Below are 20,465 nucleotides of genomic sequence, written 5' to 3' on the forward strand. Positions count from 1 at the left end.
TTCATAACCCTTTTACTGCATAAATACCGTTGGCGTTACGCCAATATTCCTTGTAATCCATCCCGAAACCGAACACGTAGCGATCCGGCAATTCCAGCGCCGAAAAATCGCGGTGAACGCCTTCAACCCGACGCTCGTGTTGCTTATCCGCCAAAACCGCCACATGCACGCTTGCCGCACCCTGTTCCCAACACCAATGGGTAATTTCACGCAAGGTATAACCTTCATCGAGAATATCATCGAGTAACAAAACATTCCGCCCTGCTAACGATGTATCCGGCTTGTGCAACCAGGCAATCGTTTTACTGCCACTGGTTTTGCCACGGTAGCGCGTGGCGTGCAAATAATCCTGTTCCAAGGGGAACGCCAAGCGTGTCAGCAAATGTCCCGTCAAGATCACCCCGCCGGTCATAACACACAACACCAGCGGGTTTTTATCCGCCAGTTTTTCAGTAATTTCAGCCGCCATTTTATCCAACATGGCAGCAATATCCTCAGCGGAATACAATAAATCAGCGTCTGCCATCGCACGGGCAGCATCAGCGGCTGTGATAACCATTTGTTCACCTATTGTTCAAGCAATCTTGGTATTCTAACTTAAATCAACAAATCGTCATGAAAAAACAAAAATGTGATCGCCGGGTATTGCATTATAACAATCAGAATATTATGATTTGCTTATATTAAGTAAACCCTTTTAACGCGCACACAAGCGCATGACTCTCCGCTAGAGGTATATATTATGAAACATACAAAAATCGCTCTGATGGTTGCATTGCTGGCTGCTTCCGGTGCTGCATCTGCTGAATTCTTTGACGGCTTCGACAATGGCAGTGGCGTAGGTCAAGGTCAGGGTCAAGGTCAGGCTAACACTAGTGGTCAAGGTCAAGGTTACGGCACTGGCGCTGGCGACATGAGTGGCTGGGGTCGTGGCAAAGGCGACGCAGACGGCGAAGTTGATTTCACCATCACTTTCAAAGGCAAAGGCAAAACCGACATGGCTGCTGACACTTATGGTCAAGGTCGTGGCGATGGCTCTACCAATGTACAAGGCAGTGGCTACGGTTACGGCGATGGCAACAGCAATATGTACGGCTATAGCAACACTTCTGCTAACGGTGCTAACGGCGGCAACCCTTGGGGTGGCTACGGTATGCCTAACATGATGCAACAAGCACCAGCTATGCAGCAAATGCCTGCTCAAGGTCAAATGCCAACAGCAGCAGCAGCACCTGCTCAAGGTCAAATGATGCAGCAGGAAATGCCTGGCTACGGTTACAGCCCAATGATGATGGCACCTGGCTACGCGATGCAAGCGCCTAGCTTCGAGCAAATCCAAAAGCAAATGGAAATGCAACGTGCTCAAGCTGATGCTTTCTTCAAGAAAGTAGAAGAACAGCGTGCGGCAATGGCTGCTCAACAGCAAAAAATGGTTGAAGCCAACAAAGCGGCTGCTCCTGCTGCTACCGCTACAGCACCTGCTGCGCCAGCCGCTCCTGCTGCTGAAGTGAAAGTTGAAGCGGCTGCTCCTGCTGCTGCACCTGCTGCACCAGTCGCTCCTGCTGCTACAAACTAAGAAAGAAGAACCCCCTCCCCAACCCTCCCCTTATCAGGGAAGGGCGTAGGAGAGACAGACACCCCTCTTGTTCCTCCCTTGATAAGGGGAGGTTAGGAGGGGTTTCTTTTTGTGGCTTCCACACACTCGCGCACCAGCCCCGCCCCTCGGTAAATAAAGCCGCTGTAAACCTGCACTAAACTCGCCCCCGCCGCCAATTTCGCTTGCGCATCCGCCCCCGACAAAATCCCCCCTACCCCAATAATCGGAATCCGGCTATCCATATCCGCCCGGAACTGCCGAATCACTTCTGTCGAATGCTGCGTCAATGGCTTACCGCTCAATCCACCTTGTTCATTGGCATGAGGCAAACCTTGCACCGTTGATTTATCCAAAGTCGTATTGGTCGCAATCAAGCCATCAATCTGCACCTCGGAAAACACCTGCGCCATATCGCGGATTTCCACCTCGCTCAAATCCGGCGCAACCTTAATCGCCACCGGCACGTAACGCCCGTATTGCTGGACAAGTCGATTTTGCTCTTCCCGCAATGTCACCAACAAACGCTTCAATTCATCCCCGTATTGCAAAGTGCGCAATCCCGGCGTATTCGGCGAAGAAATATTGACCGTGATGTAATGCGCCACAGGGTAAGCTTTACGCAAACCGATTAGGTAATCATCCGCCGCTTTCTCAACCGGTGTATCGAAGTTTTTACCGATATTGATGCCAATAATGCCGGGGTAACGCGCTTTGGAGACATTCTCCAGCAAATAATCAATCCCGTGATTATTGAAGCCCATGCGGTTGATAATGGCTTGCGCTTTGGGTAAACGGAACAAACGCGGTTTAGGGTTGCCGGGTTGCGGACGTGGTGTCACTGTGCCAATTTCAATAAAGCCAAAGCCCAACGCTGCCAATGCGTCGATATATTCGCCGTTTTTGTCCAGCCCTGCTGCCAAACCGACGGGATTCGGGAACTCAATACCCATTACCGTGATGGTCTTGCCCGGCAACGCTGCCGGTTTGCCCAATACGCCGGTTTTGCCAGCCAGTTTCAAGGAATCCAGTGCCAGATGGTGTGAGGTTTCAGCGGGAAAGAGAAAAAGCAGATCGCGTAGGAGTGTGTACACAGAAAAATCCCCGGTTCAGGATGAAACCGGGGATTATAGAGGTTTAACGCATATTTTCCAGCGCAGCAATGCGGTCTTCCAACGGTGGGTGCGTCATGAAGATTTTCTTCAAGCCATCGCCCAAGCCACCGGCAATCCCGAATGCTGCCATGCCACCGGGTAAATCGTGTACCGCATGGGCACTTTGCAAGCGTTTCAGCGCATTGATCATTTTCTGACGACCAGCCAAATCCGCACCGGCAATATCCGCTTTGAATTCGCGGTAACGTGAAAACCACATCACAATCGCGGTTGCCAAGAATCCCAGCAGAATATCGGCAATGAACGAACCCACAAAATAACCAATGCCCGGCCCGCTGTTTTCGCTATTGTTACCACGGAAGAAATTATCGACCATCATGCCAATCAACCGCGCAAAAATAATCACGAAGGTGTTCAACACGCCTTGCAGCAAGGTTTGCGTCACCATGTCGCCATTGGCAACGTGACCGATTTCATGCCCCAATACCGCTTCGACTTCATCCGCCGTCATGCGATCCAACAAGCCTTGGCTGACTGCCACCAGCGCATTGTTACGGCTGGCACCTGTTGCAAATGCATTCGGGTCAGGTGAATGGAAAATCCCGACTTCGGGCATTCCAATGCCGGACTTTTCGGCTTGGCGGCGCACCGTTTCCACCAACCAACGTTCTTGCGCCGTGCGTGGGGTTTCAATGATTTGCACGCCCATGCTGCGCTTTGCCATCCATTTGGACATTAGCAAGCTGATAAACGAGCCGCCAAAGCCCATCACAACCGCCAGCATCATAATGCCGCTCATGCTGCCCGCACTCATATTAATGCCGAACAGCCTGCCAATAATATTCATCGAAACAAACAGCACGACCATCACCGCAAGGTTCGTCAGTGCCAATAAAGCAATCCGCATCATGTCTTTTAACCTCTGTATTGAATGTTATGTCATGGATATTAGGTCACGCGGGGCTGGATTCAAGTTTTCCTTACTAATTGACGCTTATCTCCAGACCAGTGACATTTTGGTAGCCCTTCGGTAACAATTTGCCGCGTTTCGCACGCTCGCTGCGATACTCGTCCAGTTCCACACCCTTGATGGTTTTGAACTGCTTACCGGCACGAATCAGCAACGCCGCATTCGCAGGCAAAATCGCCGCAAACTGCACGGTTTCATCGGCAATGCCCAACCCGCCTTTTTTCAGGCTGATCAACTTATTGCCTTTGCCTTTGGAAAGTTGCGGCACATCTTGCAAGCCTATCACCAGCACATAACCCGATGATGACACCAGCACCAGCGAGTCGGTGGCAATGTTCGTCACCAACAACGGCTGCAAAATCGCTACGCCGTCGCCCACCGTCAAGGTCACTTTGCCCGCTTTCACCCGGCTTTGCATCTCGCCAAAGGCACACAAGAAACCGTAACCTTCCGCCGAATGCAGCAAATACTGGTCGCTGTCTTTGCCCATTAGCGCGTATTGGAATTTCGCGCCTGCCGGTGGTGCCAGTTTGCCCGTCAACGGTTCACCTTGCCCGCGTGCCGAGGGCAAGGCATTCGCTGGCAATGTATAGGTGCGCCCGGTGTTATCCAGTAACACCACTTGCTGGCTGGAACGCCCGCGTACCGAAGTCAGGAATTCATCACCCTGCTTGTAGCTCAATGAAGTCGGGTCAATATCATGCCCTTTTGCCGAGCGAATCCAGCCCATTTTCGACACCACTACCGTCACTGGCTCGGATGGCGTTAACGCGGTTTCGTCCAACACTTGTGCTGCTGCGCGTTCTTGCAAGGGAGAACGCCGTGCATCACCGTACAACTTCGCATCTTCTTTCAGCTCTTTGCGGATCAAACTGGTCAATTTAGTATCCGAACCCAGCAATGCCAGCAAGGTTTCTTTTTCCTTTTCCAACTCGTCCAATTCGCCGCGAATCTTCATTTCCTCCAAACGCGCCAATTGGCGCAATTTGGTATCCAGAATGTAATCCGCCTGAATCTCGGTTAACTCGAAACGGCGCATCAGCACCACTTTCGGCTCGTCTTCGGTGCGGATAATGTGGATCACTTCATCAATATTGAGGAACGCCACCAACAAACCCGCCAATAAATGCAGGCGTTTTTCGACTTTATCCAGCCGCCATTGCAAGCGGCGCGTCACCGTTTGCCGCCGGAAGGTCAGCCATTCGGTCAAAATATGCAGCAAGTTTTTGACTTGCGGGCGACCATTCAGACCGATCATATTCATATTGACGCGGTAACTGCGCTCTAAATCGGTGCTGGCGAACAAATGCGACATCAGCATGTCCACGTCCACGCGGTTGGAACGCGGCACGATGACCAAACGTACCGGCTGTTCGTGGTCGGATTCATCACGTAAATCTTCCACCAACGGCAGTTTCTTCGCCTGCATTTGCGCGGCGATTTGCTCCAGAATCTTGCTGCCCGACACCTGATACGGCAAGGCGGTAATAATAATGTCGCCGTCTTCGATTTCGTAACGCGCCCGCATTCGGAATGTGCCGTTGCCTTTTTCATAAAGCGCGAGGAAATCTGCCGCCGGGGTAATGATTTCGGCTTCGGTAGGAAAATCCGGCGCGGGAATGTGCTGATGCAGATCCTGCAAAGTCGCATTGGGGTGATCCAGCAAATGCAGACAAGCATTCACCACTTCACGCAGGTTATGCGGCGGAATATCGGTCGCCATCCCCACCGCAATGCCGCTGCCACCGTTGAGCAAAATATTCGGCAAACGTGCGGGCAAAATGGTTGGCTCTTCCAACGAACCATCGAAATTCGGTTGCCATTGCGCCGTGCCCTGCCCCAATTCTTGCAGCAACACTTTGGCGTAAGCAGTCAAACGCGATTCGGTGTAACGCATTGCCGCAAACGATTTCGGGTCATCTTGCGAACCCCAGTTGCCCTGCCCGTCCACCAGCGTGTAGCGGTAGGAAAACGGTTGCGCCATTAACACCATTGCTTCGTAACACGCCGAGTCGCCGTGCGGGTGGAATTTACCCAATACGTCACCGACAGTACGTGCTGATTTTTTGTGTTTGGAAGCTGCCGTCAATCCTAATTCGGACATGGCGTAGACAATGCGGCGTTGCACGGGCTTTAAGCCGTCGCCAAGATGTGGCAAGGCGCGGTCAAGAATGACGTACATGGAATAGTCGAGATAGGCTTTCTCGGTGTATTCCTGTAGCGGGAGGGTTTCGATGCCTTCGTAGTTCATGGGTATCCTTTATGCTGGCGGCACTAATGGGGGCAAAGCATAGGGGGGTATACCGAAGGACGCAAGTAATGGATTACGAAGCCCCCTCGCCCCTTGAGGGAGAGGGGGTTGGGGGTGAGGGGTATTAAACGTTCATGATCTTAATGGTCGGGAACTTGGTGCTGTAGTCTTTGGCTTTTTGTGCCAAACGCGCCGAAGCTTTGCGGGAAATGTCTTTGTAGATTTGCGCAACTTTGCCATCCGGGTCAGCCACCACGGTCGGGTTGCCGTTGTCGACTTGTTCGCGGATTTTGATGTCGAGTGGCAGACCACCGAGGTAGTTCACGCCGTATTGTTCTGCCATACGTTGACCACCGCCTTCGCCGAAGATGTGTTCGACCGTGCCGCAGTTGCTGCAAATGTGCATACTCATGTTTTCGACGATACCCAAGATAGGCACTTCAACTTTTTCAAACATTTTCAGACCTTTACGCGCATCCAGCAAGGCAATGTCTTGTGGGGTGGTGACAATGATTGCGCCAGATACCGGGATTTTCTGGGAAAGCGTCAATTGAATGTCGCCCGTGCCGGGTGGCAGGTCGATGACCAGATAATCCAAATCGCCCCAGTTGGTATCACCTAGCAATTGTTCCAGTGCTTGTGTGACCATCGGGCCGCGCCAGATCATTGGGGTGTCTTCTTCGATCAGAAAACCAATCGACATGGCTTTAATGCCGTGGTTTTGCATTGGCTCTAGGCTTTTGCCATCGCTGGATTCGGGTTGACCGCTGATGCCCAACATGCGCGGCTGGCTGGGACCGTAAATGTCCGCGTCAAGCATACCGACCGTTGCGCCGTCGGCTTTCAGGGCTAGTGCTAGGTTGACGGCGGTGGTGGATTTGCCGACCCCACCCTTGCCGGAAGCAACCGCGATAATGTTTTTAATGCCGTCTTTACGCTTGACGCTTTTCTGCACGGCGTGTGCTGCCACTTGGGTGGTGACGCTGACGTCTGTGTTGGTTGCGCCAGCGGCGGCTAAGGCGGCTTTGATTTCTGCTGCCAATTCATCCCGATAGTTGCCCGCCGGATAGCCTTGCACCACGCTGACGGCTACGTTGCCGCCTTCCACACTAATATCTTTCACTTGGTGCAGGGAAACAATGTCCTGCTCCAGATAACGGTCCTTGATGCCTTTCAGTAGCGTTTCAACTTGGTCACGGGTCATATCTGCCATTCTGTTCTCCTCAGTAAGCTGGAATATCTGGGCGGGATTCTACACTATCCAAGACCATACCCGAAATAAGCACCCATTCAGGGATGGTATTACCTAGCGATTTAGTCGGGAATGGGATGGGCAGGCAAAAGCGAATGGGTACGGGTAATCGAGATGGTATCTAAATAACCAGAGAAATTGGTGGGCCCAGTAGGACTCGAACCTACGACCAAGGGATTATGAGTCCCCTGCTCTAACCAACTGAGCTATAGGCCCTGAAAACGCTACGATCAGTTTGTCGGTAAGACACCCGGCTCGTATTCCAAGAAGCTGCGAAGCATATCCGAACGGCTCGGATGACGCAACTTGCGCAACGCTTTGGCTTCAATCTGACGGATACGTTCACGGGTTACGTCAAACTGCTTGCCCACTTCTTCCAGCGTGTGGTCGGTATTCATGTCGATACCGAAACGCATCCGCAGGACTTTCGCTTCGCGGGAAGTCAAACTGGACAAGACATCTCGGGTCACTTCCGACAAGCTTGAAGTGGTCGCTGACTCAATCGGCGACAAAATATTGCCATCTTCGATGAAATCACCCAAGTGTGAATCTTCATCATCACCGATCGGTGTTTCCATCGAAATCGGCTCTTTGGCAATTTTCAGCACTTTGCGGATTTTATCTTCCGGCATATCCATCGCTTCAGCCAATTCTTCCGGCGTAGCTTCGCGACCTTTTTCCTGCAACAGCTTGCGCGAAATGCGGTTGAGCTTGTTGATGGTTTCGATCATGTGTACCGGAATACGGATAGTACGAGCCTGATCCGCAATCGAGCGTGTAATCGCCTGACGTATCCACCAAGTGGCATAAGTCGAGAACTTGTAACCACGGCGGTATTCAAACTTATCCACCGCTTTCATCAAACCGATATTGCCTTCCTGAATCAAATCAAGGAATTGCAAACCACGGTTAGTGTACTTCTTCGCAATGGAAATCACCAAACGCAGGTTGGCTTCGACCATTTCCTTTTTCGCACGACGCGCCTTGGCTTCGCCCACCGACATGCTGCGGTTAATGTCTTTGATTTGCGAAATGGATAAGTTGCATTCGCGTTCGACGCCTAATAATTCCTGCTGCGCTTCGTGAATCTTCGGCAGGAAATTCTGTAGACGGGTATGGTCGCCACGTTTATCAACACAGTAGCGGTCTAACCATTCCAGATCGGTTTCATTTTGCGGGAAACTGTCGATGAAATCCTGACGCGCCATACCGCCTTTTTGGACGCACAGTTTCATAATGTGGCGTTCATTCTGGCGAATCCGATCCACAATTTCATTCAACTGCACGGTCAACTGTTCGATGATCGGCTGTGCCAGACGGAATTCCATGAACTTGAGCGCCACCGCATCACGGGTTGCGGTATAGGCAGCCTGATCATTGCTGGCGCAAGCCGCTTTAGATGCCTCATACAACTCGCGCAGTTCTGCAAACTTAATCCGCGCTTCTTCAGGATCAGGTCCTGTATCAACTGGGTCAGCCGCGTCTTCGTCATCCTCTTCTTCAACGACTGCCACTGCGTCTTCTTCAGCCGCAATCGTCGCCTCTTCCAACTCTTCCGGCACAGTAACCTGAAACGCCGTCAGGTCTTCATCAGGGTTAACAAAGCCATTGATGATGTCGGTTAAACGGATTTCCTCGGAATCAATCAGGCTGGCTTTTTCCAGCAGAACTTCCGTCGAGGCTGGGTATTGCGCCAACGCCCGCAGAATTTCGTTCAAACCCTCTTCGATACGGATCGCAATCTGAATTTCGCCTTCACGAGTCAAGAGTTCCACAGTACCCATTTCGCGCATATACATACGCACTGGGTCAGTGGTTCGCCCAAAATCGCCATCCACATTCGCCAACGCAGCGGCTGCTTCTTCAGCGGCTTCATCGTCGGCTTGTACCGCTTCATCGTTTAGCAGTAAGGAATCGGCATCCGGGGCATGTTCATACACCGTTATGCCCATATCGTTGATCATCGCAACAATATCTTCAATCTGCTCCGGGTCAACGATGGTATCGGGAAGGTGGTCGTTGACCTCAGCATAGGTGAGGTAGCCCTGCTCCTTACCTTTGGCAATTAACTCTTTCAAGCTGGACTGCTGCTCTTCTTGACTCATGCCCTAAAACTCTCTGGAAAAAAGGTCGGTAACTATATCACATTTTTCTAAAATGCAACCACATGTGCTCGCTCACGCCCCCGGACTTTTATAGTCCTGGAGCAGTAAATAAGCTAAATCACTACGTTCTTGCTCGCTCAATGCTTGGGTTTGACCCCGATGCAACAAAGCTTCAAGTTGCTTTTGACGCGATTGCCGTCTGATTTGTTGCAGACAGTCGGCAAATTCACGCCGTATAACGGTTTCATCATCCGTCTCAGGTCGCCAGTTGGTGAGGCGCTGAATAATAGCCTCATGTTCCGTCTGGCGAAAACGCTCTAATAGACCCGCCAAATGTATATGGGGGTTCTCCTCGATATTTTCAATGATAGCCGCCAGCAATGCTGTACCGGGCAAGTCATAGCCAAGAATTTGCTCGGAACTGCCCGCCACCTCCACCAACGTCGGGTAGTGCAATAGCAAGGCGATCGCGTGCCTTATCGGCGTGCGGCGTACATCTTGGTCGCCCAAACGCGCCTGATTATAGGCGAGCGGCGCATCCCCCGTTGAATTTTTTTTCAGGTGGCGGCGCACAACTTCCAAAGGCGTGTCGGTAAGTGTAGACAATTCTCCGAGAATTTGCTCGCGCAACAAAATAACCGGCATGGTGGCAAGCAATTTCAAACCGTCACTTAACAGGCGTGCTTTGCCTTCCTTGGTGCTCAAATTGAAACGTTCTTTCAACACTGCCAATAAATAAGCACTGAGTGTGAGTGCCTTGGCCAAGCTTGCTTCAAACGCTTCTTTACCGATTTGGCGGATTTGCGTATCGGGGTCTTCACCTTGCGGCAAAAACAAAAAGCGGATCTCTTTATCATCACGCAACTCTGGCAAGGCATTGTCCAAGGCTCGCCATGCCGCATCCCGCCCCGCACGGTCGCCATCAAAACAAAACACCACCTCCGGCACCAGACGCAATAATTGGCGGATGTGTTCCGGCGTGGTCGCCGTTCCCAAGGTTGCGACCGCATAGGTAATGCCGTATTGCGCCAGCGCAATCACATCCATATAACCTTCGACCACCAACAAACGTTCCAGCTTGCGGGTATCGTTACGCGCTTCAAACAGACCGTAAAGCTCAGCGCCTTTGTGGAACACCTCGGTTTCGGGTGAGTTCAGGTACTTGGGTGAACCATCGCCAATCACCCGCCCGCCAAAACCAATGACCCGCCCGCGCCGATCCCGGATCGGGAACATAATGCGCTCCCGAAAACGGTCATACACCCGCCCGGCGTCATTGCGAATCGCCATACCGCTGGCGACCAATTTATCCTCCCCGTAACGGGCTAATTCGCGCCCCAGCGAACTATTCGGCGGGGAAAACCCCAAACCAAAGCGTTTTGCCACGTCACTGCTCAAACCACGGCGTTGCAAATACCCAAGCGCATCAGGGTTTTGCGGCAATTGTGCTTGAAACCATACCGCTGCCTCTTCCAGCAAGGTATACAGGTTTTTATCTTTACGCGGGCGTTTTGGGGCATCCTCTGCACCTTCACGGGGAACCTGCACCCCAATGGTGCGAGCTAACGCCTCAATTGCCTCCGGGTATTCAAGATGTTCGTATTCCATTAAAAAAGTAATGGCCGACCCGTGTACCCCGCAACCAAAACAATGGTAGAACTGTTTGGTCGGACTCACCGTGAAAGAAGGCGTTTTTTCATTATGAAACGGGCAACACGCGGTATATTCGCGCCCTGCCTTTTTTAATGGCACACGCCCACCGATCACGTCGATAATGTCGACGCGAGCTAACAGTTGGTCAATGAACTCTTTTGGGATGCGACCTGCTGTACTCATAAGCTGTGTGCGATCTTGCTCCGTTGTGCTGGTAGCGTAGTATACGCTAATTAAGACCATGCTTTCTGGGCATGTCGACAAAAACGCGCTAAGGTGTCTAGCCCTAAACTGGCATTTTAGTCCATAATACTCGCCCTTTTATCGCCTGAGACTACGATGAGATACACTGAACTACCCCCATCGCAAGGGCTTTACGACCCTGGCTTTGAACACGATGCATGTGGCATGGGCTTTGTGGCTCACCTGAAAGGTGTCAAGTCACATCAAATCGTCCAACAGGCATTAAAAGTATTAACCCACATGGAACACCGTGGCGCTTGCGGCTGTGAGGAAAATACCGGCGACGGCTCAGGCATCCTGCTCCAGCTTCCGCATGAATTCCTCGTATCAGAGTGCAAATCACTCAATATTAAACTGCCCGCGCCCGGTCATTATGCGACGGGCATGGTGTTCCTGCCACAAGATGCCGACGCACGCGCTGAGGTTGCCGCAATCTTCGCCCGCATCATCGAAGAAGAAGGTCAAACCCTGCTCGGCTGGCGTGATGTCCCCACGAACCCTACCCCGATCGGCAAAACGGCGCTCAAAGCCATGCCCTTCATTCGCATGGCGTTCATTGCCAAATCTGACGACATTGCGGAAGGCATCGACTTTGAACGCAAGCTGTATGTTATCCGCAAGCGCACGCAAAATAGCGTGGATACCCCAGACGTTGCCGGGCATATTTATTTCCCCAGCCTGTCTTCACGCACGCTGGTCTACAAAGGGATGCTGACCACCGAACAGGTCGGGCAGTTCTACAAGGATTTAAGCAACCCGCACATGAAAACCGCCATTGCGATGATCCACTCGCGGTTTTCCACCAACACCTTCCCAAGCTGGGAACGGGCGCACCCCAACCGTTACCTGATCCATAATGGTGAAATCAACACCATGCGCGGTAACGTTAACTGGATGAATGCGCGTCAGGGCGTTATCAAAACCGACGTATTCAATACCGAAGTCGGCAAGCTGTTCCCCATTGTGAACCCCAACGGCAGTGACTCCGCGATGTTTGATAACACGCTGGAATTCATGTACTTGTCGGGCTATTCCCTGCCCCATGCCATGATGATGATGGTTCCCGAACCTTGGTCTAACCATGAAAGCATGAGCGCGGAAAAGAAAGCCTTCTACGAGTACCACAGTTGCTTAATGGAACCGTGGGATGGCCCTGCGGCAATGGGTTTCACCGATGGCACATTGGTGGGTGCGACGCTAGATCGTAACGGTTTACGCCCATCCCGTTACTACATCACCAACGATGACATGATCATTCTCGCCTCAGAAGTCGGTGTATTGGATGATCTCGACCAAAGCACCATCGTATCCAAGCAACGCCTGCAACCTGGGCGTATGTTGCTGGTTGATACCGCACAAGGGCGCATCATTGCGGACGAAGAAATCAAGCAACAAATGGCAACTGCAAAGCCTTACCAAGATTGGTTGGCGAACAATTTAGTGGAGCTGGCTGACCTGCCAGAAGCACCGCATCATGTGCTGCCGGAACACGAAACGCTGGTACAGCGTCAGAAAATGTTCGGCTACACCTACGAAGATGTGCGCAAAGTGCTGGTGCCAATGGCGTTGACCGGTATCGACCCCTTAGGTGCAATGGGCATCGACTCACCGATTGCCGTACTCTCTAATCAGGCGCAGCCATTATTCAACTATTTCAAGCAGTTGTTTGCACAGGTAACGAACCCACCGATTGACTCTATCCGTGAAGAGATCGTTACCTCCTCGTACACCACACTGGGTTCAGAAGGTGACATTACTGCGCCGAATGCCGCCAGTTGCCAACAAATCTTGCTGAAGACCCCGATTTTGGGCAATGAAGAGTTAGCCAAACTCACTCACGTGCAGCGTGAAGGTTTCCAATGCGTCACATTGCCAATCACCTTCCGTGCACGTGAAGGCGAAGCGGGTCTGGAAACCGCCCTCGAACACTTGTTTGCCGCCGCTGATCATGCCATCGACAACGGTGCTAATTTGATCGTGCTGTCTGACCGCTTGGCAGATGCCGATAATGCGCCGATTCCGTCACTGTTGGCGGTTGCTGGCTTGCATCACCATTTGATTCGTGACGGCAAGCGTACCCGCGTGAGTTTGATTCTTGAATCCGGCGAACCGCGTGAAGTGCACCATTTCTGCACCTTATTGGGTTACGGTGCGCAAGCCATTAACCCGTACTTGGCGTTTGAATCACTGGAGGATTTGATCCGTGAAGGTTTGTTGCCTAACCTTAAGCACGATTATGCCGTTCAGAAATACATCAAGGCGGTCACGAAAGGGGTGATTAAGGTGATGTCGAAAATCGGCATTTCCACGATCCAGTCTTACCGTGGTGCACAAATTTTTGAAGCACTGGGTATCAACAAGACGGTTATCGACAAGTATTTCACCGCTACCGCTTCACGCATTGGCGGGATCGACTTGACTATCATCGCCAAAGAAGCCTTGATGCGTCACCAATTGGCGTATGACCATCACGATGCCGAACAGCGCTCCCTGAAAGCGGGTAACGTGTTCCAGTGGCGTAATGAGGAAGAAGAGCACCAATACAACCCAGCCACCATTTACGCCCTGCAAAAGGCAGTACGGCTGGGCGACTACGGTTTGTACAAGCAATACAGCCGCTTGATGCACGAAGATGCTGAAGTCAAATTCAACTTGCGCAACTTGTTGGAGTTCAACTTTGCCGCACAGCCTATTACACTGAGTGAAGTGGAGCCTGCCAGTACCATTGTAAAACGCTTCAAATCCGGCGCAATGTCTTTCGGCTCCATCAGCCAAGAAGCACACGAAGCCTTGGCGATTGCGATGAACCGTCTTGGCGGGCGTTCCAACTCCGGTGAAGGTGGCGAAGATCCGGCACGTTTCATTCCCGACGCCAACGGCGATTCGCGTAACAGTGCCATCAAGCAGGTGGCATCTGGGCGTTTCGGTGTCACCAGTCACTACCTGAATAATGCGCAGGAAATCCAGATCAAGCTGGCACAAGGCGCAAAACCGGGTGAAGGTGGTCAGTTGCCGGGCAAGAAAGTCTATCCGTGGGTAGCGCGAGTGCGTGGCACAACACCGGGCGTGGGCTTAATTTCGCCACCACCGCATCATGATATTTACTCGATTGAAGATTTGGCACAGCTCATTCATGACCTGAAAAACGCCAACAAACGTGCACGCATCAACGTCAAGTTGGTATCCGAAGTCGGGGTCGGCACGATTGCAGCAGGCGTTGCCAAAGGTAAGGCGGATGTCATCCTGATTTCCGGTTATGACGGCGGCACGGGTGCTTCCCCGAAAACCAGTGTCCAACACGCCGGTTTGCCGTGGGAATTGGGGCTGGCAGAAACCCACCAAACGTTATTGCTCAATAACCTGCGTAGCCGCGTGCGTCTGGAAACCGACGGCAAGTTGATGACCGGGCGTGACGTAGCGGTGGCAGCATTGCTGGGTGCGGAAGAATACGGCTTTGCGACCCTGCCACTGGTGGCGCTGGGTTGCGTGATGATGCGCGTTTGCCATCAGGACACTTGCCCGGTCGGGATTGCGACCCAGAACCCCGAATTGCGCAAGAAGTACGCTGGCGACCCGCAATACGTGGTCAATTTGCTGATGTTCATCGCCGAAGAATTGCGCGAATACATGGCGAAACTCGGCTTCCGCACCATTGATGAAATGGTCGGGCGCGTCGATAAGCTGCGCCAAGGCACGGCGGAAGGTCACTGGAAAGCCAGCATGGTTGATTTGAGCACCCTGCTGCACACGCCAGAACTGGAAGAATGTGACGGTATCCGTTGTTTGCGTGAACAGGATCACGGCATTGCACAATCCTTGGATGAGCAAAAGCTCCTGAAAGCGTGCCAACCAGCGATTGATCACGGCACGGCGGTGACGGCTGAGTTCGAGATTAAGAACATTGACCGCGTAGCAGGCACGATTACCGGCTCAGAAGTAACGCGCAAATACGGTGCAGCAGGCTTGCCCGAAGACACCATCCGCCTGAAATTCAACGGCTCAGCCGGGCAAAGTTTCGGTGCATTCCTGCCTAAAGGCATGACGCTGGAACTCGAAGGCGATTCCAACGACTACATCGGCAAAGGTTTGTCCGGCGGCAAGATCATCGTTTACCCACGTAAAGATGCGCAATTTGCCGCAGAAGATAATATCCTGATCGGCAACGTGGCATTCTTTGGCGCAAGCGACGGTGAAGCCTATGTACGCGGGGTCGCGGGCGAGCGTTTCTGTGTGCGTAACTCCGGGGTGCGCGTCGTCGTTGAAGGCACGGGCGACCACGGTTGCGAATACATGACTGGCGGGCGCGTGGTAGTGTTGGGCAAGGTCGGGCGTAACTTCGGCGCGGGCATGTCCGGCGGCGTGGCTTATGTGTATGACCCCAGCGGCATTCTGGCAATCAGCGGTAACACTGAAATGGTGGCTTACAGCCCACTGAGTGATGCTAACGAGAAAGCCGAAGTCAAAGCCATGATCGAAAAGCATGTACTGTATACTGGCAGCACACGCGGTAGCCTGATTTTGGCGGACTGGAATAAATATTCAGCCGATTTCGTGCGCGTCATGCCGAACGACTACCAACGGATGCTGGAAACGATTCGTGCCTTTGAGCAGCAAGGGCTTTCCGGTGATGAAGCCTTGATGGCGGCTTTCACCGCAAACAATAGCGACGCTTCGCGTGTCAGTGGCAACTAAGGATTAAAGGTAACAATCATGGGTAAACCTACTGGTTTCATGGAATACCAGCGCGAGCTGCCAGCCGACCGCGCCCCGTTGGAACGGATTAAAGACTGGCGTGAATTCCACCTGCACTTCGAGCGCGAAGCGGAAAACCGCGAACAGGGTGCGCGCTGCATGGAATGCGGCATCCCCTTCTGCCAAACCGGGCAAATGCTGCCGGGTGGTGCGAGCGGTTGTCCGGTTCACAATCTGATTCCTGAATGGAATGACATGATCTTTCGCGGCTTGTGGAAAGAAGCCTACGAACGCCTGCGCATGACCAACAACTTCCCGGAATTTACCGGGCGGGTTTGCCCAGCACCGTGCGAAGGCTCTTGCACCCTCGGCATCAATGAACCACCCGTCACCATCAAATTGAACGAAGTGTCGATCATCGACAAAGCCTTCGAGGAAGGTTGGGTTAAGGCTGAACCGCCAACAGAACGCACTGGCAAAAAGGTTGCAGTAGTCGGTTCCGGCCCAGCAGGGTTGGCGTGTGCTGATCAACTCAACAAAGCCGGTCATGCCGTCACCGTTTACGAACGTGCGGATCGCATTGGCGGCTTGTTGATGTACGGCATTCCCAATATGAAGCTGGATAAGCAGGACATCGTGCAACGTCGCGTTGACCTGATGGCTGCCGAAGGCGTGAACTTCGTCACGGGTGTGGACGTAGGCAAAGACGTTTCTGCTGAACAGTTGCGCAGCGATTTTGATGCGGTGGTCTTGTGTGCAGGTGCGACCCAGCCACGTGATTTGCCAGTGGAAGGGCGTAACCTCAAGGGTGTGCATTTCGCGATGGATTTCCTCACCGCGAATACCAAAAGCTTGCTGGATTCGGGCTTAGCAGATGGTCACTACATTTCAGCACAAGGCTTGGATGTGATCGTTATCGGTGGCGGTGATACGGGCACGGATTGCGTGGGTACGTCAGTACGCCACGGCTGCAAATCGGTTACGCAACTGGAAATTATGCCGCGTGCGCCGGATGCGCGTGCGCCGGATAACCCTTGGCCGGAATGGCCGCGTGTGCACAAAGTCGATTACGGTCAGGAAGAAGCAGCGGCGGTGTTTGGGCGCGATCCACGTGATTACCTGATTTCCACCAAGAAACTGGTTGGTGATGAAAACGGTCATGTGAAAGAAATTCATACCGTTGGGGTGCGCTGGGAACAAGGTGCTGGCGGACGTATGAATTTGATCGAAGTCGAAGGCACCGAAGAAGTATTGCCCGCGCAATTGGTGTTACTGGCAATGGGCTTTACGGGGCCGGAAAAAACATTGGTGGATGCGCTGACACTGGACACTGACCCTCGCGGCAATGTCAAAGCCGACTACGGTAAATACACGACCAATCTTCCGGGCGTGTTTGCTGCGGGCGATATGCGCCGTGGGCAAAGTCTGGTGGTGTGGGCGATTAATGAAGGCCGCGAAGCCGCACGGGAATGTGATCGGTTTTTGATGGGCAAGACTTACTTGCCGTAAGCTCACGACGAAGTTGGGGGACTTTTGTCCCCTATACTGTCACAGTGCACCCACACGCCAAGCTGATTTCTACCGGCGAAATATGTTGGGCAGCCCCCATCTGATGCACATGCAACACCGCCAAGGTGTACGGATTAAACACCACCACGTCTTTCACCCCTTGTGACAGATAAAATGGTGGAGCAATCTGCAAATCCTTGGCTTCGTAACCCTTGCTAATGATTTCAATAACCGCTTCGGGAACCAATCTGATTGCCTCTTCCTCTTCATCAGGTTCTCGGCAGAAAACGGAAATATCAGGGCGTTTGAGTGAACCATTGGGGAAACTGACATAAACATCAGCAATATGGACACACTGACAAGCGTTAGCCGTTGTGGGTGTAATAGTGCTGCGGATACGGTCAACCGCGCGTTGATGACGGTAAACAGGTTGTGCTTCCCAGATCGCCAAGCCGTTGACAATTTCCAGCTTGATACCCAGCTCTTCTGCCTGCAAAAAACGGGAATCCATTGCACTCATCTCCTGATTGTTACCAATAGCGGTATTCTAACACAGCTTTTCCAACGTCAATGGCTATACTCTGGCAACGAAGCATGACTAAACCGGGGCAAGATTCAAGCCCTTGCGTTTACTTTTCGCCGCTTTGGTTTCAGCCTTGCCTGACTTCAGGGTGGGGTAACGATCGTAATAACGCGAATCCATGGCTTCCTGTTGTGATTTCACCATTAAGAACCCCACCACATTCGGTCTCACGCGCCGCAACTGCTCAATGACTGTCAGCAAGCGTTTGCGGTTAATGCGCTCTTCATCGGCAACAATCACCGTCGCTTCCGCCAATGACGACAAATAGAGCGCATCCGCGAAACCTGCCGTTGGCGGGCCGTCAATAATTATGCTATCGAAATGTTTGGTCGCCAGATTCAGCAATTGCGCCATTGCCGGGCTGGACACCATGCGCACGGGGTCAGCCATCAAGGTTCCCGCCAAAATCAGGTACAAGCCTTTCATATCGCGGGAAGGATGCGTCACGCTGGCAATATCGACCTCACCATTCAAGTAATTGCTCAAGCCTCTGGCATGTGGCAAACCCAATTTGACATGCACCGACGGGCGGCGCAAATCCGCATCAATCAGTAACACCTTCAAACCCTGCTGCGCCTGACTCATGGCAATATTCACCGCCGAGGTTGACTTGCCCTCCGCCGGATTCACACTGGTGATCAAGGTAACACGCGGGGCAACGCCTCCGGGCAGTACAAAACGTAAATTTGCGGTCATGACCCGATACGATTCCGCCAGCAACGAACCTGCATCGCGCACCGTCGCCAATGCCAAATTACCCTCGGATAAATGCCGCACATGCGGAATCGTCCCCAATATCGGCAACCCACTCAAGGTTTGTAACTCACTCACCGAAGCAACACCCTGACTCATGGTTTCACGCAATAACGCCGCACCAACCCCTAACATCAACCCAACTAAGCTGCCGATAATCAGATTCAGTAGTTTTTTAGGGCGGAATACATCGCTATCGGGAGCTGCCGCGTCCACCACTCGAATATTACTGCTGGTCACATTAGCGGCAACATTGACCTCCTTCATGCGTTGCAACAAACCATCGTACAAATCCCGGCTGGTTTCGACTTCGCGTTTCAAAGCGTTGTATTCAATGCTGCGGTCACGTAAATTAACTAACTCCCCTTTATAAACAGCCAGTTGATTACGCAAATCATCTTCCAGTTTTTTTGCCGCCGCGTATTCCGCTTGCAGGGATTGTTTCAGCCCCCCCACTTCCTGTTGCAATTGGCTGCGCACTTCCTGAATTTGTTGTTGCAAACGCTGCATATCCGGGAACGCGGGTTTAAACAGTTTGAGCTTCTCCTGATATTCCGCTTCCAAGGTATTCAGGTTTTGCTTTATGCCTTCTACCACCGGATTATTGAGGACTTCACGCACATTACCGTGCCTACGCCCTTGAATCATCTGGCTTTCGGCTTGAATACGGGCGCGTTCGGCAGCCCCTAATGCGGAATAGAGTTCATCGAGTTTTCGCTCCTGACTCGACTGGCTGTTATTCACTTCCAGAATGTCATTTTGCTTGGCATATTCAATCAGTTTGCCTTCTTGTAAGTTCAAACGCTGCCGCGCTTTCTCTAACTCCTGCTCCAGAAATTCCTTGGCGTAAGTATCTGTTTCACTTTGAGAGCTGATATTTTCCTTGATGAAAGCGTTAATCAGGGCGTTCACAATATCCGCTGATAATACCGGGTCAGGGCTTTCGTAAAATACTTTGACTAAATGCGTCTTTTCAATCGGCTCCACGTAAAGCTTTTCAACAAATTGCTGGGCGTAATCAGACGTCTTACCACCACCAGTAGCGGCTTGTTTAGCGGGTAAAACGTTATCAATAACCCCCTTGATAATCACTTTAACCGAAGCCAATAGGCTGAATTTTTCAGGGCGCTCAAACAAGCGGGTACGCAAATCCAGATCAGCAATGACCCGCTCCGCCAGCTTGCGGCTTTTCAACTGTTCGTATTGGGTACGGAAAAAAGGATCCTGCTCCCCCATATCCGGTGAAGCACTGGTGAGCGTACCAAAGTTAACAATTTGTACGCCCTCTTTCTCAATCTGGATCGTTGCCCCCGCACGGTAAGATGGGGTTGCTGTCCAAGTAAAATAAACCGTCAGCAAGATAATGGATAAGGTTGTCAGTAAGAAAGTCCATTTTTGCCGCATTAAACGCCGCCAGACATCCTCAAGTGTCAACGTATGCGTAGCAATCCCGGCAGCAGGCACGGCAAGATACGGCACTGGTGCAGCGACTGAATGAGACGGACTAGGAACACGGTTAGCGTTGACAGTTAGCATGGTTCTCTGCTGGAGATAATTGTTAGTATGTCCAGTCATTGTCCGACAGCTTTACCCATACCGCAAAGTTTAGCCTGCATTCGCGGGCATTTTCTGGATAAGCGGGCATAGCACCAGACGAATAACCGCCTACCCGACAAAGTTGCCCCGTTAATCTGCCCGCACTGGCATGACTTTTCCCAACGTCATACAAATAGGTAATCATAAAA

13 protein-coding genes and 1 tRNA gene are annotated in these 20,465 nt (G+C 52.1%); 3 read left to right on the forward strand and 11 right to left on the reverse strand.

Annotation, left to right across the window (positions count from 1 at the left end):
* Position 1: 1 nt before the first annotated feature.
* On the reverse strand, positions 2-559 hold the full coding sequence (locus tag L2Y54_RS17855) for a hypoxanthine-guanine phosphoribosyltransferase (RefSeq protein ID WP_236497988.1): 558 nt from the start codon (positions 557-559) through the stop codon (positions 2-4).
* A 183-nt stretch (positions 560-742) separates the two neighbouring features.
* Between L2Y54_RS17855 and L2Y54_RS17860 the strand changes: the two genes are divergently transcribed.
* Complete coding sequence (locus L2Y54_RS17860; protein ID WP_236497989.1) at positions 743-1,576, forward strand: hypothetical protein; 834 nt, start codon at positions 743-745, stop codon at positions 1,574-1,576.
* A 92-nt stretch (positions 1,577-1,668) separates the two neighbouring features.
* On the opposite strand, the gene L2Y54_RS17865 is transcribed toward L2Y54_RS17860, so the two are convergent.
* The 7 genes from L2Y54_RS17865 to dnaG all read right to left on the reverse strand — a co-directional run bounded on the left by L2Y54_RS17865 (position 1,669) and on the right by dnaG (position 11,123).
* Complete coding sequence (locus L2Y54_RS17865) at positions 1,669-2,688, reverse strand: quinone-dependent dihydroorotate dehydrogenase (protein WP_236497990.1); 1,020 nt, start codon at positions 2,686-2,688, stop codon at positions 1,669-1,671.
* A gap of 43 nt (positions 2,689-2,731) precedes the next feature.
* Complete coding sequence (gene htpX / locus L2Y54_RS17870) at positions 2,732-3,619, reverse strand: protease HtpX (RefSeq protein ID WP_236497991.1); 888 nt, start codon at positions 3,617-3,619, stop codon at positions 2,732-2,734.
* A 73-nt stretch (positions 3,620-3,692) separates the two neighbouring features.
* Positions 3,693-5,930, reverse strand: coding sequence for a DNA topoisomerase IV subunit A (gene parC, locus L2Y54_RS17875; RefSeq protein WP_236497992.1), 2,238 nt, complete (start codon positions 5,928-5,930; stop codon positions 3,693-3,695).
* A gap of 124 nt (positions 5,931-6,054) precedes the next feature.
* Complete coding sequence (apbC, locus tag L2Y54_RS17880; protein ID WP_236497994.1) at positions 6,055-7,143, reverse strand: iron-sulfur cluster carrier protein ApbC; 1,089 nt, start codon at positions 7,141-7,143, stop codon at positions 6,055-6,057.
* A gap of 178 nt (positions 7,144-7,321) precedes the next feature.
* Positions 7,322-7,398: transfer RNA gene (locus tag L2Y54_RS17885), tRNA-Ile, on the reverse strand.
* Between the two features lie 14 nt (positions 7,399-7,412).
* Positions 7,413-9,287 (reverse strand): RNA polymerase sigma factor RpoD, encoded by a 1,875-nt coding sequence (gene rpoD / locus L2Y54_RS17890; RefSeq protein WP_236497995.1) that lies wholly within the window; start codon positions 9,285-9,287, stop codon positions 7,413-7,415.
* Positions 9,288-9,359: 72 nt separating this feature from the next.
* Complete coding sequence (gene dnaG / locus L2Y54_RS17895) at positions 9,360-11,123, reverse strand: DNA primase (RefSeq protein WP_236497996.1); 1,764 nt, start codon at positions 11,121-11,123, stop codon at positions 9,360-9,362.
* Between the two features lie 156 nt (positions 11,124-11,279).
* On the opposite strand from dnaG, the gene gltB reads away from it, so the two are divergent.
* Entirely contained in the window at positions 11,280-15,875 is a 4,596-nt protein-coding gene (gene gltB / locus L2Y54_RS17900) for a glutamate synthase large subunit (RefSeq protein WP_236497997.1), read from the forward strand.
* Between the two features lie 18 nt (positions 15,876-15,893).
* Positions 15,894-17,384 carry a glutamate synthase subunit beta gene (locus L2Y54_RS17905; RefSeq protein ID WP_236497998.1) on the forward strand — a complete coding sequence of 497 codons (1,491 nt, stop codon included), beginning with the start codon at positions 15,894-15,896 and terminating at the stop codon, positions 17,382-17,384.
* 31 nt (positions 17,385-17,415) lie between these two features.
* On the opposite strand, the gene L2Y54_RS17910 is transcribed toward L2Y54_RS17905, so the two are convergent.
* The 3 genes from L2Y54_RS17910 to L2Y54_RS17920 form a co-directional block, all read right to left on the reverse strand.
* The gene (locus L2Y54_RS17910) at positions 17,416-17,895 is read right to left on the reverse strand and encodes a Uma2 family endonuclease (RefSeq protein WP_236497999.1); all 480 of its coding nucleotides are present in this window, start codon (positions 17,893-17,895) and stop codon (positions 17,416-17,418) included.
* Positions 17,896-17,982: 87 nt separating this feature from the next.
* The gene (locus tag L2Y54_RS17915) at positions 17,983-20,256 is read right to left on the reverse strand and encodes a GumC family protein (protein WP_236498000.1); all 2,274 of its coding nucleotides are present in this window, start codon (positions 20,254-20,256) and stop codon (positions 17,983-17,985) included.
* A 22-nt stretch (positions 20,257-20,278) separates the two neighbouring features.
* Positions 20,279-20,461 (reverse strand): hypothetical protein, encoded by a 183-nt coding sequence (locus tag L2Y54_RS17920; RefSeq protein WP_236498002.1) that lies wholly within the window; start codon positions 20,459-20,461, stop codon positions 20,279-20,281.
* Between the last annotated feature and the right edge of the window lie 4 nt (positions 20,462-20,465).

This window comes from Thiothrix winogradskyi (genome assembly GCF_021650935.1).
Lineage (GTDB): Bacteria > Pseudomonadota > Gammaproteobacteria > Thiotrichales > Thiotrichaceae > Thiothrix > Thiothrix winogradskyi.

What these genes read in the sequence shown, in the direction of transcription:
- rpoD (WP_236497995.1), bottom strand. Translation starts at nt 9,287, where the DNA reads ATGAGTCAAGAAGAGCAGCAGTCCAGCTTGAAAGAGTTAATTGCCAAA.
- gltB (WP_236497997.1), top strand. Translation starts at nt 11,280, where the DNA reads ATGAGATACACTGAACTACCCCCATCGCAAGGGCTTTACGACCCTGGC.
- dnaG (WP_236497996.1), bottom strand. Translation starts at nt 11,123, where the DNA reads ATGAGTACAGCAGGTCGCATCCCAAAAGAGTTCATTGACCAACTGTTA.
- L2Y54_RS17920 (WP_236498002.1), bottom strand. Translation starts at nt 20,461, where the DNA reads ATGATTACCTATTTGTATGACGTTGGGAAAAGTCATGCCAGTGCGGGC.
- L2Y54_RS17860 (WP_236497989.1), top strand. Translation starts at nt 743, where the DNA reads ATGAAACATACAAAAATCGCTCTGATGGTTGCATTGCTGGCTGCTTCC.
- L2Y54_RS17910 (WP_236497999.1), bottom strand. Translation starts at nt 17,895, where the DNA reads ATGGATTCCCGTTTTTTGCAGGCAGAAGAGCTGGGTATCAAGCTGGAA.
- apbC (WP_236497994.1), bottom strand. Translation starts at nt 7,143, where the DNA reads ATGGCAGATATGACCCGTGACCAAGTTGAAACGCTACTGAAAGGCATC.
- L2Y54_RS17905 (WP_236497998.1), top strand. Translation starts at nt 15,894, where the DNA reads ATGGGTAAACCTACTGGTTTCATGGAATACCAGCGCGAGCTGCCAGCC.
- L2Y54_RS17915 (WP_236498000.1), bottom strand. Translation starts at nt 20,256, where the DNA reads ATGCTAACTGTCAACGCTAACCGTGTTCCTAGTCCGTCTCATTCAGTC.
- L2Y54_RS17855 (WP_236497988.1), bottom strand. Translation starts at nt 559, where the DNA reads ATGGTTATCACAGCCGCTGATGCTGCCCGTGCGATGGCAGACGCTGAT.
- htpX (WP_236497991.1), bottom strand. Translation starts at nt 3,619, where the DNA reads ATGATGCGGATTGCTTTATTGGCACTGACGAACCTTGCGGTGATGGTC.
- parC (WP_236497992.1), bottom strand. Translation starts at nt 5,930, where the DNA reads ATGAACTACGAAGGCATCGAAACCCTCCCGCTACAGGAATACACCGAG.